General features: G+C 63.4%; 16 protein-coding genes and 2 tRNA genes. 6 read left to right on the forward strand and 12 right to left on the reverse strand.

What is annotated here, in order from left to right:
* Positions 1 to 302: 302 nt before the first annotated feature.
* Positions 303 to 653: a hypothetical protein gene (locus U1E20_RS04355; protein WP_409979358.1), complete on the reverse strand. Its 351-nt coding sequence runs from the start codon at positions 651 to 653 to the stop codon at positions 303 to 305.
* Positions 654 to 893: 240 nt separating this feature from the next.
* On the opposite strand from U1E20_RS04355, the gene U1E20_RS04360 reads away from it, so the two are divergent.
* Complete coding sequence (locus U1E20_RS04360; RefSeq protein WP_409979359.1) at positions 894 to 1,169, forward strand: hypothetical protein; 276 nt, start codon at positions 894 to 896, stop codon at positions 1,167 to 1,169.
* A gap of 21 nt (positions 1,170 to 1,190) precedes the next feature.
* Here the strand turns inward: U1E20_RS04360 and U1E20_RS04365 are convergent, their stop codons facing one another.
* Positions 1,191 to 2,009, reverse strand: a complete 819-nt coding sequence (locus U1E20_RS04365) for a hypothetical protein (protein ID WP_409979360.1) — start codon at positions 2,007 to 2,009, stop codon at positions 1,191 to 1,193.
* 116 nt (positions 2,010 to 2,125) lie between these two features.
* Positions 2,126 to 2,566 (reverse strand): hypothetical protein, encoded by a 441-nt coding sequence (locus U1E20_RS04370; protein WP_409979361.1) that lies wholly within the window; start codon positions 2,564 to 2,566, stop codon positions 2,126 to 2,128.
* 321 nt (positions 2,567 to 2,887) lie between these two features.
* Between U1E20_RS04370 and U1E20_RS04375 the strand changes: the two genes are divergently transcribed.
* Both U1E20_RS04375 and U1E20_RS04380 read left to right on the forward strand, forming a co-directional pair.
* The gene (locus U1E20_RS04375) at positions 2,888 to 3,643 is read left to right on the forward strand and encodes an outer membrane protein (RefSeq protein ID WP_409979362.1); all 756 of its coding nucleotides are present in this window, start codon (positions 2,888 to 2,890) and stop codon (positions 3,641 to 3,643) included.
* Between the two features lie 81 nt (positions 3,644 to 3,724).
* Positions 3,725 to 3,958 (forward strand): hypothetical protein, encoded by a 234-nt coding sequence (locus tag U1E20_RS04380; protein WP_409979363.1) that lies wholly within the window; start codon positions 3,725 to 3,727, stop codon positions 3,956 to 3,958.
* A 162-nt stretch (positions 3,959 to 4,120) separates the two neighbouring features.
* Here the strand turns inward: U1E20_RS04380 and U1E20_RS04385 are convergent, their stop codons facing one another.
* Complete coding sequence (locus U1E20_RS04385; RefSeq protein ID WP_409979364.1) at positions 4,121 to 4,402, reverse strand: hypothetical protein; 282 nt, start codon at positions 4,400 to 4,402, stop codon at positions 4,121 to 4,123.
* Between the two features lie 543 nt (positions 4,403 to 4,945).
* Between U1E20_RS04385 and U1E20_RS04390 the strand changes: the two genes are divergently transcribed.
* Complete coding sequence (locus tag U1E20_RS04390; protein WP_409979365.1) at positions 4,946 to 7,300, forward strand: TonB-dependent receptor; 2,355 nt, start codon at positions 4,946 to 4,948, stop codon at positions 7,298 to 7,300.
* Between the two features lie 94 nt (positions 7,301 to 7,394).
* Here U1E20_RS04390 and U1E20_RS04395 read toward each other — a convergent pair whose 3' ends face one another.
* The 8 genes from U1E20_RS04395 to ubiG form a co-directional block, all read right to left on the reverse strand.
* Positions 7,395 to 8,228 carry a molybdenum storage protein subunit alpha gene (locus tag U1E20_RS04395; protein WP_409979366.1) on the reverse strand — a complete coding sequence of 278 codons (834 nt, stop codon included), beginning with the start codon at positions 8,226 to 8,228 and terminating at the stop codon, positions 7,395 to 7,397.
* Positions 8,229 to 8,239: 11 nt separating this feature from the next.
* Positions 8,240 to 9,052, reverse strand: coding sequence for a uridine kinase (locus U1E20_RS04400; protein ID WP_409979367.1), 813 nt, complete (start codon positions 9,050 to 9,052; stop codon positions 8,240 to 8,242).
* A gap of 194 nt (positions 9,053 to 9,246) precedes the next feature.
* Positions 9,247 to 9,322: transfer RNA gene (locus tag U1E20_RS04405), tRNA-Thr, on the reverse strand.
* Between the two features lie 78 nt (positions 9,323 to 9,400).
* Positions 9,401 to 10,213 (reverse strand): TrmH family RNA methyltransferase, encoded by an 813-nt coding sequence (locus tag U1E20_RS04410; RefSeq protein WP_409979368.1) that lies wholly within the window; start codon positions 10,211 to 10,213, stop codon positions 9,401 to 9,403.
* A complete protein-coding gene (locus U1E20_RS04415; RefSeq protein ID WP_409979369.1) occupies positions 10,210 to 11,076 on the reverse strand; it encodes a 4-(cytidine 5'-diphospho)-2-C-methyl-D-erythritol kinase in 867 nt (288 codons plus the stop codon). Before U1E20_RS04415 ends, U1E20_RS04410 begins: the two co-directional genes overlap by 4 nt.
* A 46-nt stretch (positions 11,077 to 11,122) precedes the next feature.
* Positions 11,123 to 11,197, reverse strand: a tRNA-Gly gene (locus U1E20_RS04420).
* Between the two features lie 119 nt (positions 11,198 to 11,316).
* Positions 11,317 to 11,976 carry an invasion associated locus B family protein gene (locus U1E20_RS04425; protein WP_409979370.1) on the reverse strand — a complete coding sequence of 220 codons (660 nt, stop codon included), beginning with the start codon at positions 11,974 to 11,976 and terminating at the stop codon, positions 11,317 to 11,319.
* Between the two features lie 77 nt (positions 11,977 to 12,053).
* Positions 12,054 to 12,824: a bifunctional 2-polyprenyl-6-hydroxyphenol methylase/3-demethylubiquinol 3-O-methyltransferase UbiG gene (ubiG, locus tag U1E20_RS04430; protein WP_409979371.1), complete on the reverse strand. Its 771-nt coding sequence runs from the start codon at positions 12,822 to 12,824 to the stop codon at positions 12,054 to 12,056.
* Between the two features lie 146 nt (positions 12,825 to 12,970).
* Here ubiG and U1E20_RS04435 point away from each other — a divergent pair, with 146 nt between their 5' ends.
* On the forward strand, positions 12,971 to 14,203 hold the full coding sequence (locus U1E20_RS04435; protein WP_409979372.1) for an aspartate kinase: 1,233 nt from the start codon (positions 12,971 to 12,973) through the stop codon (positions 14,201 to 14,203).
* An 83-nt stretch (positions 14,204 to 14,286) separates the two neighbouring features.
* A complete protein-coding gene (locus U1E20_RS04440) occupies positions 14,287 to 14,718 on the forward strand; it encodes a hypothetical protein (RefSeq protein ID WP_409979373.1) in 432 nt (143 codons plus the stop codon).
* The last annotated feature ends 31 nt before the right edge of the window (positions 14,719 to 14,749 follow it).

Raw genomic sequence — 14,749 nt, forward strand, 5'->3', positions numbered from 1 at the left:
AAAGTCGACGGTTCGCCGTCGCAAGCGAACGCCCCGACCTCGGATGTAAAGGCGGGGCGTTTTGCGTTGGACCGGGGCGCGCCGGTCGTCGCCGCCTCGAAAACAGAAAGGCGGGCCGCGAAGGACCCGCCAGGAGTTGGCCGCAGGCGACCGCTGCTTGGAAGCGACGCCCGCGGCGCGACGCACGATCTGAGTGCGCATCCTTGATAGCAGAGCCAGCTCTTGGCGGATTTGCTGCACTGTGTCTCGATTGTTGCCGACGCCGCCTTCGAGCGAAATCGCCGCTTTGCGCGCGAGCGCGATTACTCGATGCAGCGCGCCTGCGCGCCTGTGCGAAGATCCCTGAGTTGAGCGGTGACGCGTTCGCCGTCGTCGAGACGGAGGCTGACGATATTGTTGTAAAATCCCCAGCGGTAGTCGGTTTTCATCGGATACGACCGACCAGCGGAGACATAGAAGCAATAGGTGCTGTATTGCGGATTGGCGCGCAGTGAAATCGAACAATGGATCGAATAGCGCAGCGGCGCGCAGGTCAAGGCCACGTCTTTCGACGGCAGCATGAAATTATTGGCGCTCATCGCCCCGGCGGCGGCCGGTCCCGCCGTCATGCTCAGGGCTGCGCAAACCGCCGCGGTCACGGACATTTTTCGCATATGAGGCCTCCACGATGACGCGCTATGCCGACACAGCGCCGGCGACGGTCCCTCGCTCGGTCGAGCGCGCGCAAGCGTTGCGCTGGAAACCGATTCTGCTCCTCCCGGACGTTTCGAACAAGTCGTCGCCGCGCTCGAGCTTCGCGCACTGGCGGCGCGGAGCTGCCAGCCTGCTCGAATTATGCTAAAATCACTCTCTGGCGCGCCTCGCGCCGGGCAAGTCAGCCCGAGGGGGCGACGATGAAAAATGCGTTGTGTTCTTGCGTACCGCCGCCGGTTGGGTGGAGCGTCAACCGGCGAACGCATCCCGCGATCGCTCAAGCGATTTTCGCTCTGTCCAGCGACGCACGAAGTCCCGAAGCGATTTGGGAGACGCCGACGCCGGACGAATGGCGAAAGATTTCCGAACTCGTGGCCGAATATGTCGAGGATGGCGATTTCGCCTTCGACAATGGCAAATTCGCCTGGGGACCGTTCGAAACTCTTCGCCTATGGCCGATGCGGCGCGATGGTTGAGATAAGCCCAGTCGCCGGCGATCAGTAAGGCGGGAACATCGGCGGCGGCGGGAAGGGACGCGGCATGAATCCATTGAGCTCCCGAGCGAATTGACGCTGGCGCGGCGGCGGAGCATGCGACTGCCCATTTGCGTTCCCGATAATTTCGCCGCTCTCGGTGACGACGATCCAGCGGCCGGCGCGCTCCTTGATGGCGATGACGCGCCCCACGCCGGGCACGACTTCGCCGGGTTCGACGCCGATCATGCCGCTGTCGGATTCAATCAGCGCGGCGCCCTGAAATACGTCGCGCACTCTGTAGCCGCTCACCACTTTCGGGGCCGGCGCGATCGACTGGACGGGCGTCATGTCGATCTTGGCGCTCTCCAGCTTGGCGGCGCGAGCGACTTTCGCATCGGGCTTTTCTGACGGACGCTGCGGGGAGGCGGCCGCTTCCGACGCGCCGACGGCGGCCTTGTCCTGCGCAGGCGGCGGCGCGCTGGCGGCCTGGGCGCTGAGCCGGTCGGCCTGTTGCCGTTTCTCCACGGCGTCGAGTTTCGCGCGCAGCTCCTGCACTTCGCCCTGGAGAGACGCGATTCGATTTTTCGTCGCTTCGTCCAGCGCCGGAGTCGCCGCCTGGGGCGCACGCGCCTCGACTTTTTCGGTCGCCGGCTGTTTGGGACGGTCGGCGGGATAAAAATGCGTGGCGGCTACTCCGGCCAAGCCGATCGCAGCCGCGATCAGGCCATAGCGGAGCGGCCGACGCTGACGGCGATCGATGACGATTTCAACCGGCACTTTGGCCGGCGCGCGGCTCCCTTTCGGCTGCGGCGGCTCCGGCGGAATAATGAGGTCGTTCATACGCGAGTCCTGCCGTCGGAAACGAAGGAAATCGCAAGCTGCGCCTCAATCGCGGCGAAATGTCGTCAATCCTCGCCGGTGCGCGGCGAGCGGCGCGGCCGCGTATCGCCTGGCGATTATTTCACCGGATACGGGGCGGGCCGGGCGAGCGGCGGCGGACCCGGCGACGCCGTGATCACCGTCAGGAGTCGCTCCATGAAGCAGTGCGAATCATATGGCTCGACGCCCCGGTTGCAATCTGGATCGGGAATATAGAGCGGGGGCTGCAGCCTGTCGGAGAGGGCGGTGCAGACAGGGTCCGTATAGGGGCTTCCGACATTGTCCAACACGATCGGGTGGCCGCATCGGTCGACGGTCGGCGCCGGCGCCGCGCCTGCGGGCGTCGGCGCGGGGATCGCCTGCCTTTGCTTCGCCTCGGCGGCGCCGGACAGCGCGACCGCGAGCAGAATGGCGGCGAGCGCGCCGCTGTTGAGGCCGATCCAGGCGCCTTGAAGCTTGAGTCTTCCGACGCGCCCGGCCGAGGCCTTAAGTCGCGCGCGGTTCAGCGGGATGCTCATGACGCTCCTCTCGAAATCGCGCGCCGGTCAGGATCGGCGGCGCCGTTCTCGCTCAGCCAATATAGCCGATATTCGGCCGCGCCTCGTCAAGACCGGCCTCTCCTCGGCACGACGTCGCTGCGGCGCCAAAAGCGCTTCCTCCACGGGAGCGTCGACCCAGCGTCCATTGTTGCGCGGCTGCCACAGTCGCCCAGAAAGCGCGCTTGGGGGGCTAAAAACCAGTCATATCCTTTGACTGTGTAGCAGGTTTCTTTCTACCAACTTGGCCTCAGGCGAATCTCGCCGCGCGCTCAAATTGATAACTCATTAGGAGGAAGGTACATGAAAAAGGCAATCCTTGCTGCCTCGGCCTTAGCGCTGATAGCCGGATCGGCGATGGCCGCCGACCTTCCGTCTTACAAAGCGCCCCCGCCGCCCCCGCCGCCGCCGCTTATCACCTGGACGGGCCTCTATGGCGGTTTGAACTTCGGCGTCGGTTTTTACGATACCAATTCGTCGAATGCGTGGGGCGCCGGCTTTAACAATCATGGCGGCAGCCGCGCGGGCGTCGTCGGCGGCGGCCAGATCGGCTACAATTACCAGGTCACGCCGATGTTCCTCGTGGGCGTCGAGACCGATTTCCAGGGCACGAGCATCGGCTCCGGCGCCGGCGGCAACACCTACAACTGGTTCTTCGGCCTGCCTCCGGTGACGACGGCGACGCTGAACTGGTTCGGCACGGTTCGCGGCCGCGCCGGCCTGACGCTGCTCAATTCGAAGGTGCTGATCTACGGCACGGGCGGCTTCGCCTATGGCGAAGTGCAGCGCAACGGCTGGTGGAACCAGAACAGCGCGGTGCAGACGGGCTGGACCGTCGGCGGCGGCGGCGAGTGGATGGTCATTCCGAACTGGTCGCTCAAGCTCGAATATCTTTACACGCAGATCAGCGGCAACGGGAACAACAACGGCGGCTGGTTCTTCAACCCGGGCTGGGGCCTCAACAGCACCAACAACCGCACGCGCTTCCACACGATCCGCGCCGGCGTGAACTATCACTTCAACTTCGGCGCCCCGGCGCCGGTGCTGGCGAAATACTGATCGATTGCTTCGAGTAGATTGATCGAGGAAAGCCCGGCCCGACGGCCGGGCTTTTCTTTTGTCGACGGCTTTCTGTGAAGAATGGCGATCGTCGCGCCGCGGCCGGATTTCGAAAGGCCGCAGGCGGCAGCGACGAAGGCGGCCAATCTTGCGGGCGGGTGTTCACGGCTGCGCCGCTTTTTTTCCAGTGTCGACGACGGCGCCGCGCTCAGCCTGACTTGCGCGTTTCGAACTGCGCAAGCAATCGACGGCGAATCCTCTGACAACCGAAATGAATCACGACATTGGGCTTATTGCGCCGAATGGCGCGCCTGAGGCGCCGATCAACTCCGTTGTCGGGGGAGCTTCTCAGCAGATTAATTTGGACGACGCCAGCTCAGGAGATCGGCCGGATGCTGACCTCGATGCGGTCGTGCGCCCATGCGCGAAATCGAAAGACTTCATTGGGTTCGCGCATCGATGCAGCCGATGGAGCGTTCACGGCTTCCGGGCGCTGATCGATTCGAGTTCGAAGCGGGTAGTTCTGAAAAATCCCCTTCCTCCCGCACGCGTTAGATATTTTTGGCCGATGGCTGAGCAAAGCAATTTGAACCAATCATCTTCGCTCAAAAGGGGGGGAAGGTTGCTGATATGCCCGATCGATCCGTCCGGTCGGAAACGGATGTGAACAAGAACAGGATTGGCGGCCTCGCTCTCATCGCCTTTTGGTGCGGTTGGCGACGTCTCGGCGCTGACGCGAAGTGAGCTGATTGCAGCCATCTCGTGTGGTCTCCTACCGCGGCTCTCAACCGCCGCTCATCGTTAAGTAGTAAGTGTATATAACGATGCTCCGTAAACAAGCTTAATTTTTAGGCGGTTTGTTTCGTTTGAAGGGGAAAATGACGCGGGGATTCTTCTGTCGCAGCTCATCGTGGCGATCTTCTCGAAAAGCTGAGTTCCACCGGTCGGCCCTTGGATTGCCCGCCGTCGGCGCGTGCCGTCGAGCAATGATGTGGGGGGGGCCGTCTCGCACTTGCGAGTGAAAGACGCTCCGACCAATCGAAGCATCAGCAGCCCGTTGTTGCAGCGGTTCCGTGTCAGCTCTTCGCCGATCAATATTGAATCGGCGCTGACGCGACGGCCGATTCCTCGCGTCGAGTAAAACATGGGCGATTTGCCTGCGCGAACGACATAATGTTGCGGTTCGGCAACACTCATAAACAACTGAAAGAAGCTCGAATTATATGCTTGCGGCGCAGCCTCGGATCGCGGTGTATATATGAAATATATAGCGTATAATAAATACGCGACCGAGGGGCTCAAATGGTTCGCATCCGAAAACTCCGTAAACGCAATATCGGCGCCGTCGGGGCGGCCGTTTCGCTCGTGGCGCTGCTTTGCGCACAGGGCGCGAGGGCGCAATCGACTTTGCCGACGATCACCATCGGCGCGAGCGGCGGCGAAAACGACGCCGCTCCTGCGCCTCAGTCCGGGTCACGCGGTCCAACCCCGAAGCGAAGTCCGATTATCGGCGTCGCGCCGGAGTCGCCCTCGACGACCTATCGCGTCGATAGTCGGGGCATTCAACTTGCGACGGGCGGCGGCGGAACCAATCCAATCCGAGCGGTCGGCTATCTTCCATCCGTGGATGCGCCGCCGATCGATCCCTACGGACTTGCGAATCTACCCGGCAGCTTCAAAGGCATACGCATCCGCGGCGAGGTGAGCCAGCATGGCAACAGCATCACGCTCGTCGACGGACTGCCGATTAACGGCATCAATCCCGGACCTGGCTCGACGATGATGATCGACAGCGAAAATCTGTCGAGGATTGAACTCTACCAGGGACCCGTGCCGTCAAACATCAATTCCTACTTCACGCTGCCCGGGGTGATCGACACGCGCATCAGATGGAGTTCCGACAAATTCGGCGCCGAAGCCTCTCAGTCCGTCGGTTCGGTGAGTTTTCTGAGAACTTTTGCGCGCATCGACTCGGGGGCGTTCCTCAATGGCACGACCAAGTTCTTTCTTTCCGGCTCCTGGACGGACGCCCATGCCTGGCGCGGGCCGGGCAAAGCGCCGCAGGGAAAGGCCAGCTTCGCAGTGGGCATTGAAACGCGGCCGACCGATTTTTTCGAGGCCAAGGTCTTCATCGCCAAGAGCAATTATAACGCCAATACCTACGCCGGTCTGAACTACAATCAGGTGACCTTCCTCGGCGCCAACCGTTTCTATAATTTCCTTCCCGTATCAAGCAGCGTTCCGGCCTGGGCCGTCAACTACTACAACTACAATATGCAGTCCTTCGACAGTTGGACCGCGCTCGGCGAATTCACGGTGAGGTTCAATGATGCGACGCGTCTCGTCGTCAAGCCCTATTATTTCCGGGAGGATGGATACTATCTCGACGGCATGGCGAACGGCATGGTTCGCAATTGGCTGATCAATCACGACAGCTACGGGGTCACGAGCGAGCTGCAATCGCGCATTCTGGAAACGGACGTCACGATTGGCCACTGGTATGGCGTGCAGAACCTGCCAGGACCGCCGAACGCCTGGCAGATGTATGCGCCGAACGCGTTTGGCGGATTGACGAACCCAAATTGGTCAATCCTCGCCCAGCAGACGGGGTCTCATGTCAATAACTCGGCCTATGGCGTCGCTACGCGTAATTTCGGGCCGCTGCGCGCCACCGGGGGCTTCCGCTATAATTGGGAGACGATGGCCGGCATAGACGAGCGCACGGCGACGGGACTTGGCGCATTTCCCTACAATCTGGCGCTCGCTCTGTCGCCAAGCATCATTCCGACGCGCAGCGTCGACAGCTTCACCGTCGGAACGGCGCTGCCCTTCGGGGCGCTGAGCTACGACGTCACCGACAATCTGCAGTTCAGAGTAAGCGGCGGCGGCGGCTATGGCGGGCCCTCCTTCGATGTGTGGCCTGCCTATCAGCAGAACTCCGCCACTTTCCTCAAGAACGGATTAACCGCCAATCAGGTTTGGCGGTCGATGCGGCCGGAAACGGCGGCAATGGTCGACGCCGGCGCGCGTTGGACATTCGATGAATGGTTCGGAGCGGGCTATATCCAGCCGATCGCGTATTATTCGCGCAATCACCACAAGGCCGTCATCTACGACCCCGGCATCGGAACCCCATATGGGCAGAACGTCGGCGAAAGCGAAAATTACGGCGCCCAGGCCATCGGGCAAATTTCTCCGATCGAGGGAATCGACCTGTTCGGCTCCGTCGGCTATCAGCGCGCCGTCTTTGTCCAGGATCTTCCCTCCTTCGCGACCGCATCCTTGCTCACGCGCTTCAATAACCAGGTGAACGGACGGCAATTGCCTGACGTTCCCCACTGGATTTCAACGGTGGGCGGCAATCTGAGGTTTTTGGACTTTATCGTCACCCCGATCGTCCACATCGTCAGTTCGCGTTCCGGCGACACGACCGGGCTCCAGCCGATCGCCGGCTATGCGACGCTGGATCTAAATTTCGGCTATGAAAAGAACGTGGGCTTCGGGACGCTTAACGCCAGTCTGGCTGTCTTAAACGTCTTCGACACGGCCTATATCGGACAGATCAGCAACGGTTATTATCAGCAGACGTCGAGCTCGGGAATTTACTTTCCTGGCGCGCCGCGCACGATCATGGCGAAGATCGGATATCGCTTCTGAGGCGGCTCGTAGGGCGGCGAGCTCGACCAATGCGTGAGCCGGCGGCGCGGCAATGACCGCGCCGGCCTGCGGCGCCTAACGCAAGGCTGGGGTTTTAGACCGCGGACGCTTTGGTGTGAACGATCGTCCCGACATGCTCGCCGCGCAGCGCGGCGGTAAGTCGGCCCGGCACGAGACCGTTGACGACTTGCACATGTTCGAGGTGGCGAGCGGTCCGCATAACTTCGACGAGCGCCCGGTCGAATGGCAATGGGCCTTCCTGTTGCGCGAGCTGCGCGGCGGTCGTCTCGCGGAGCAACTGCGCCTTTTCCCCGCCTGGCCCCTTGGGATCGGTCGTGTAAACGCCGTCAACGTCCTCCACGATCGTCAGTCCGGCGGCGCCGAGCGCGTCTGCGAGCAGAAACGCGCCGGTATCAGCCTTGTGAGGCGGAATTCGCGAGGTCGGAAATTCATGGTGGTGATAGGGAGGAAAAGCGCTGCCCACGACCGCTCGGGCGGCGGACAGGTGGATGGCGAGCCGACTTGCGATGGTCGGGTGCTCGATATAGGAGACCCCCTCCGGCGCAAGCAACGACGCGAGTATGTGGCCGTTCTGGCCGGCCTCGTTGGCGGCGAGGGGGGCGAGCGACCCGACCGGCAGGCCGAGGTCGAGTCCAACGCTGTAGAGATGGCGCGCCCGCACGCCGGCGCCGGTGAGAATGAGCAGACGGTGCTCGGGCAGCAGCTTTCTGATCTCCTCCACGATCGGGAGGATCGCGTCTCGGCCGCGATCCATGATGGATCGGCCGCCGATCTTCACGACTTGCAACCACGGGAGGAGCCGGATCGGACGTCCGCCGGCGACCGGGCGTGTGAGCTCATTATCGAGGAGCGTCTGGCGCGCGAGCGGGGAAGCCACGTGCTTGATGCTATCGTCTGTATGGGTCATGGCGGAAACTCTTAGCGGGCTGTGATGATGGTGCCGACATGCTCCCCGCCGAGGGCGCGGGTCAGATTGCCGGGGATGAGGCCATTCACGATCTGCACCTGCGGGATATGGCGCGCAGCCTTCAGCAGATCGAGCACGGGGAATTCGATGATCGAGTCGTGCAGTCCCTGCGCCTTCATTTCGTCGACCGAAATTTTCGGGATGAATTTCGCGTTCTTGGACGTCTTCGGATTGGCGGTATAGAGCCCGTTCTCGTCCTTCACGAAAACCATCGCCTTGCAGCCGAACTGCTCTGCGATAAGGAAGCACCCCGCGTCCGTGCGGTAGGGCGGGATGACGCCATCGGGCGCGAGGCGCGTCCAGAGGCCGTAAGGCGGCATGCCGCTGAAAACCACGGCGTTCACCTCGGCGAGGTAGAGCGGCACGGCCGAGAGCCCGGCGCTGGCGACGACGGAGATGCCATATTTCGCGAGGAGCTGACCGATCATCGCGGCGTTCTGATCGGCGACTGAGGCGCCGAGTTGCGTGAGCACGCCCGCGGGCAGATTAAGTCCCGCCGCGATCGAGTAGAGATGCCGGGCTCTTGTGCCGGCGCCGGCGCCGATAAGCATCTGGTGCGACTTGCGAACGGCGACAATCTCCTCCACCAGCGGGTAAAGCGCCGCGCGGCCGCGGTCGATGACGCTTTGTCCCCCGATCTTGATGACCGTCGCGTCCGGGAGAATGCGATAGTCCGCCGCCGCCTCCGCCGCCGCCAAAAGCTGCGGGTCGCTGAGCGACCGCTGCATCAGGAGCGCCTCGAGTTCTGTCGTCGTATTGGCCATCGAGATGCCTTTCGTCGCTTCTGAGTTTGTCTTTCGAGTGACTGGGCGCAGCTTACGTAACCGCCCGACAAGAATAGCGAGCAGCGCGCTAACTCAACTTAGTCTTGGCAGAGCCATAGCGCTCGCTCGCCGGGAAAACCAGTCCGACGAACCGCGGTCGATCCTGGCGCCGATGGCATCGGATTTGCCGTTACTGGTGCCGGTTGCAGGATTCGAACCCGCGACCTACTGATTACAAATCAGTTGCTCTACCAGCTGAGCTAAACCGGCCCTGGCGTCGATCAGCGCGTCGCGCGACTACTCTATGCGTCCAAGCCAGCAGAGAGGTCAATCCCGCGCCGGGCGCGTTCATCCGAGCCGTGTCGTCACGACGCTCAAGGCGGAGGCGCAGGCGTTCGATACGTTGAGGCTCTTGATCGGACCCGGCAGATCGAGCCGCGCGACGGCGTCGCAACGCTCGCGGGTGAGACGCCGCAGTCCCTTGCCCTCGGCGCCGAGCGCCAACACAAGCGGTCTCGACAGCGCGACGGTCGACAGCGATTCGGCGCCTTCCGAATCGAGTCCGATGCGGGCGTAGCCGCGCTCGGCGAATTCGTCGAGCGCGCGGGCGAGATTGACCACCGCGACGATCGTCACGAATTCCAAGGCGCCCGACGCCGCCTTGGCCAGCGCGCCGGAAAATTCCGGACTGTGACGCTCGGTGACGATCACCGCGTCGACATTGAAGGCGCAGGCGGTGCGCAGAATCGCGCCGACATTGTGCGGATCGGTGATCTGATCGAGCGCCAGCACGATTCCGCTGTTGCTGACGATGTCGGATATATCCGCTTCCGGCAACGGCCGCGCTTCGAGCATCAGGCCTTGATGCACCGCCTCGGCGCCGAGTCGGCGCTCGAGATCGCGCGCGTCGACGAGGCGCGGTTCGAGCCCCGCCGCATGGGCGAGATCCTTGATGCGCGGCAGCGCCGTCTCAGTCGCGTAAAGCGTCAGCAGTTTGCGCCGGCGCGCATTCAGCGCGGCGCGCACCGGATGCGCGCCGTAAAGCGCGACGACGTCAGGCAAGGCCGGGCGGAACGGACCGCGCGCGTCCGACGGCGGGGCAGGGGCGTGGCGGCGCTTCTCGGGCGCGCCGCGGTCCTTGGGCGGCGGCCGGCGCGTCATCGCAGCATGGCGGTCTTGACCCACCACGCCGGATGCTGGTCGCGAATGACGCGGGCCGCGCGCACGGCGTCTCGCCGCGTCGCGAACAGCGCGAAACATGTCGCGCCGGAGCCCGACATGCGCGCCAGCCGGCAGCCGCGCGCCGCGCGCAGAATCGCGAGCGCGCCGACGATTACCGGCGCCTGCAGGCAGGCGGCGTCTTCGAGATCGTTGCGGCATTTTGCCAGCGCGGCGAGAAGCTGCGCTGCGTTGGGCTGGGCCGCGATCTCAATATGCGCGCCGTCGCCGCGCGACGCGCCCGGCTGCAGTCCGAGCGCGGCGAAGACCGGCGCCGTCGCGACCGGAACGCCGGGATTGATCAGCACCGCCGGCAGCGACGGAAGATTGAGCGGCGCGCCGAGACTTTCGCCGGCGCCGCGCATCATCCGCGCCCGGGGCTCAAGGCAGACCGGCACGTCCGAGCCGACAGCGCGCGCCGCCTCGCGAAGGCGCGGGTCGTCGAGCGCAAGATCATTCGCTCTGGCCAGAAGGCGCAGCGCGGCGGCGGCGTCCGAGGAGCCGCCGCCAATGCCGGCCGCCACGGGCAGGCGTTTCTCGAGGCGAAATCGCCCCAGCCGCAGCCCCTTTACGTCTTCGGCGAGGCGGCGGCTGGCGCGCAGCACGAGATTGTCGTCGCCGGCGCCGGCGGCGGAAGAGGTCGGTCCCGAAATATCCAGCGACAGCGGTTCGCCGGGCGTAAGGGACAGCGTGTCGCCCGCGCCGGAAAAGGCGACGAGGCTTTCGAGGTCGTGATAGCCGTCCGGCCGGCGGCCGCGCACATGAAGCGTGAGATTGATTTTCGCGGGGGCGCGCGTCGTCAGCATCGAACCCCGGCCTCCGCATATGGGGAAATTGCGGAGCCTCTCAAATTGGAGCGGGCGAAGGGATTCGAACCCTCGACCCCAACCTTGGCAAGGTTGTGCTCTACCCCTGAGCTACACCCGCATCCGTCGCGCCGGCAAAGCCTGTCGCCGAACCGTCGCGGGCGTCGTTATGCCGGAAACGAATTTGCTTTGCAACTGGCGCGAAGCGCCTGAACCCAGGGTGCGCGCTCGCGACGGCAGCTATTTGCATTCCTGCACGGCGCGGGCCAGCGCTTCCGACAATCCCTTGAGCGAATAGCTGTCGGTGGTGCTTGTGCCTTTCGACGAAGAGGCCTTCACGATGAGCTTGGAGCCGCCGCGCAGTGCGCCGACGAATTCCTGCTCCCGCGTCTGATCCTTCACCCAGGCGTTGGTTCCCTTGGTGATCAGCTCATAACCGTCGCCGTCAATGTCGGCGACCGCGGCTGAACCGTCCTTCGTCGGATAGCCCAGATTGATCGCCACTTCATTGTGGATTTTTTCCGCCGGCCGCGTCGAGATGAAGATGTAGGCTGCGGAGTCCTTGAGCTTCGTCTTCGGCGCGCGCTCTTTGGGCTGTCCAAGCGCGTAGCAGGTGCGGTTGCGTCCGCTCTGCGCGACGTAGGCCCCCCATTCCCCGAAGCTGCCGAGCTGCTCCGGTTTTTCCGACCCTTTGTCGAATGAGGTCTTTTCGGCCTTTTCGCTTTTCGCCTCGGTCTTCGCCGGCTTGCGCTTCGCGACGGCCTTTGCGCCGGCGTCTTCAGCCGGCGCTTCTTCTCCCGGCTTGGGCTTCGCTTCCGCCGCATTGAAGGCGAAGGCCGCGGCCAGCGCGGTCGCGGCGAGAATGACGAAAAATCTGGAGCGCGGATATTTTCTATGCATAGGCCGAGAGACTAGCGGCGGCGGCAGGCGCGAACAAGAGCTTCAGCGCCATTGTAGACGCTTCTCCCGCGTCGAGCCTAGTCTGCTTTCCGCGCCGCCATCAGATAATTGACATCCGTGTCGTGGCTCTTGCGCCAGCGTCTGGTCAGCGGCTGGAAGGTCATCCCGGCCCGGTCGATTTCCCGCATGCCGCCCTGGCGCAGCCAGGACGAAAGCTCGTCCGGACGGATGAATTTATTATGATTATGCGTGCCTTTTGGAACCCAGCCAATCACATATTCGGCGGCGACGATGGCCAGCAGATAGCTCTTCATCGTCCGGTCGATCGTCGCTAAAAAGAGGAGGCCGCCGGGTTTCAACAACCGCCCGAGCATGGCGACGAATTCCCGCGGCCCTTCGACATGTTCGATGACTTCGAGCGCCGCCACCGCGTCGAACTGCTCGCCGGCTTCGGCAAGGTCTTCGGCGGTGATGTTGCGGTAGTCGATGTCCAGTCCGGATTTTTCTGCATGTCGCTTGGCGATGGCGATGTTGTTGGGCGCCGGATCGACGCCCGTAACCTGCGCGCCGAGCTCCGCCAGAGATTCGCTCAATATGCCGCCGCCACAGCCGATGTCGGCGATGCGCACGCCAGCGAGCGGCAGGTCTCCCGGCTCATTGAGCGCGCCTGAATCATGACGGATGAAGCGGCGCACGTGGTCGCGGATATAAGCGACGCGCAGGGGATTGATCTCGTGCAGAATCCCCATTTTGCCGCTTCTGTCCCACCAGAGCTCGGCCAGTCGGTTGAAGCGCGCGACGTCTTCGGGATCGACGCTGGCGGAGTGGGGAGCAGACCGTTCGGGCAAAAGGAAGCCTCGTGAAGATGCGGAGAAATTAGGTAATTGCGCCGGCCTCGTCCTTCGCGGCGCCGCCGTTGACAGGCCTGCCGGCGCGGACACATATAGCGCCGCTTCCCGCGGGACGCGAGAGTTCCGCTTAATTCCCGGTCTGCATGTCACGCCTGGTCATGAAATTCGGCGGCACGTCGGTCGCCACTGTCGAACGCATCCACAATGTCGCGCGCCACGTCAAACGCGAGGTCGACGCCGGGCATCAGGTGGCGGTCGTCGTTTCGGCGATGGCCGGCAAGACCAATGAACTCGTCGCCTGGTGCAAGGAGGCGGCGCCGCTGTGCGACCAGCGCGAATATGACGCCGTCGTCGCCTCGGGAGAACAGGTGACGGCCGGGCTTCTGGCAATGGCCTTGCAGCAGGCGGGCATGCCGGCGCGCTCCTGGCTCGGCTGGCAGGCGCCGATCTACACGAACGATACGCATGGCGCGGCCCGCATCGAGTCGATTGACGGTTCGGGCATTGTCGAAGGTTTCGACCGCGGCGAAGTCGCCGTCGTCGCCGGCTTTCAGGGCGTGCATCGCGACAGCGGGCGGATCACGACGCTCGGGCGCGGCGGCTCGGATACCAGCGCGGTCGCGCTCGCCGCGGCGATCAGAGCCAATCGCTGCGACATCTATACGGATGTCGACGGCGTCTACACCACCGATCCCCGCGTCGTGCCGAGGGCGCGCCGCATGGACAAGGTCGCCTTTGAAGAAATGCTGGAGATGGCGTCGCTCGGCGCGAAGGTTCTGCAGGTGCGCTCGGTCGAAGTCGCCATGGTGCATGGCGTGCCGACCTATGTGCGGTCATCCTTCGATGATCCGGAGAATCCGGGACAGGGCACGCTGATCTGCAACGAGGAGGACATTGTGGAAGCCCAGGTCGTCACAGGCATCGCCTTCTCGCGCGACGAGGCGCAGATCACGCTTCGCCGCGTCGCCGACAAGCCGGGCGTCGCCGCCGCGGTGTTCATGCCGCTGGCCGAGGCCGGGATCAATGTCGACATGATCGTCCAGGTCGTCTCCGAAGAGGGCATGACCGACATGACCTTCACCGTCGGCACGGCCGACTATGAGCGCGCCTTCGCCATCATCGAAAAGGTCAAGGACCAGGTCGGCTTCGCGCATATTACCGGCGAGAAGGACGTCGCCAAGATTTCGGCGATTGGCATCGGCATGCGCAGCCATGCCGGCGTCGCCGCTGAGGCGTTCCGCGCCCTTTCCGAAAAGGGCGTCAATATTCGCGCGATTACCACATCGGAGATTAAGTTTTCGGTGCTGATCGACGAGGCCTACACCGAACTCGCTGTTCGTACGCTGCATTCGCTTTACGGGCTCGACGCCGCATAGCTTGCAAATATAGCCACGCTTGAAGCCGAGCCTCGCCGCGACATCTTTCCCTGCAAACGCAATGCTTGCGCGGAGGATGTCCAATGGAAGAACTTGCCTCAAACGTCGTCGCCGATACGAAGCTCGATCCTGCGATCGCCAAGGCCGCGCTCGGCCTCGTGCTTGGTTTCCTGCGGGACAAGGACAAGACCGGCAATATGGAGGTCATGATCGCCAAGATGCCGCGCGCCCTGGAGGTCATCGAGGCGTCGCAGTTTGTCGGCGACGGCGGCGTCACCCAGGTCATCGAAGGCATGTCAAGCTTCATCGGCCACGGCCGCGCTGACCTGAACATTCTAGCTGGACAGCTCGAAAAGCTGGGAATCAGCGAAGAGCAAACCGACGCTCTGGTGCGCCAGGTTCTGAAGCGCGCCGAGAATATCCTTGGCGCCGAAGGCGCCGAGAAGATCCGCAACATGCTGCCCGCCCTGCGCGAGCGCACCGATTCGCCGACGGATTTGCGTCGATCGGCGTAATTGTCGAGCTGGCGCGCGAGCCGCGCGCCAG

The organism is Methylocystis sp., from assembly GCF_046349115.1.
GTDB lineage: Bacteria > Pseudomonadota > Alphaproteobacteria > Rhizobiales > Beijerinckiaceae > Methylocystis.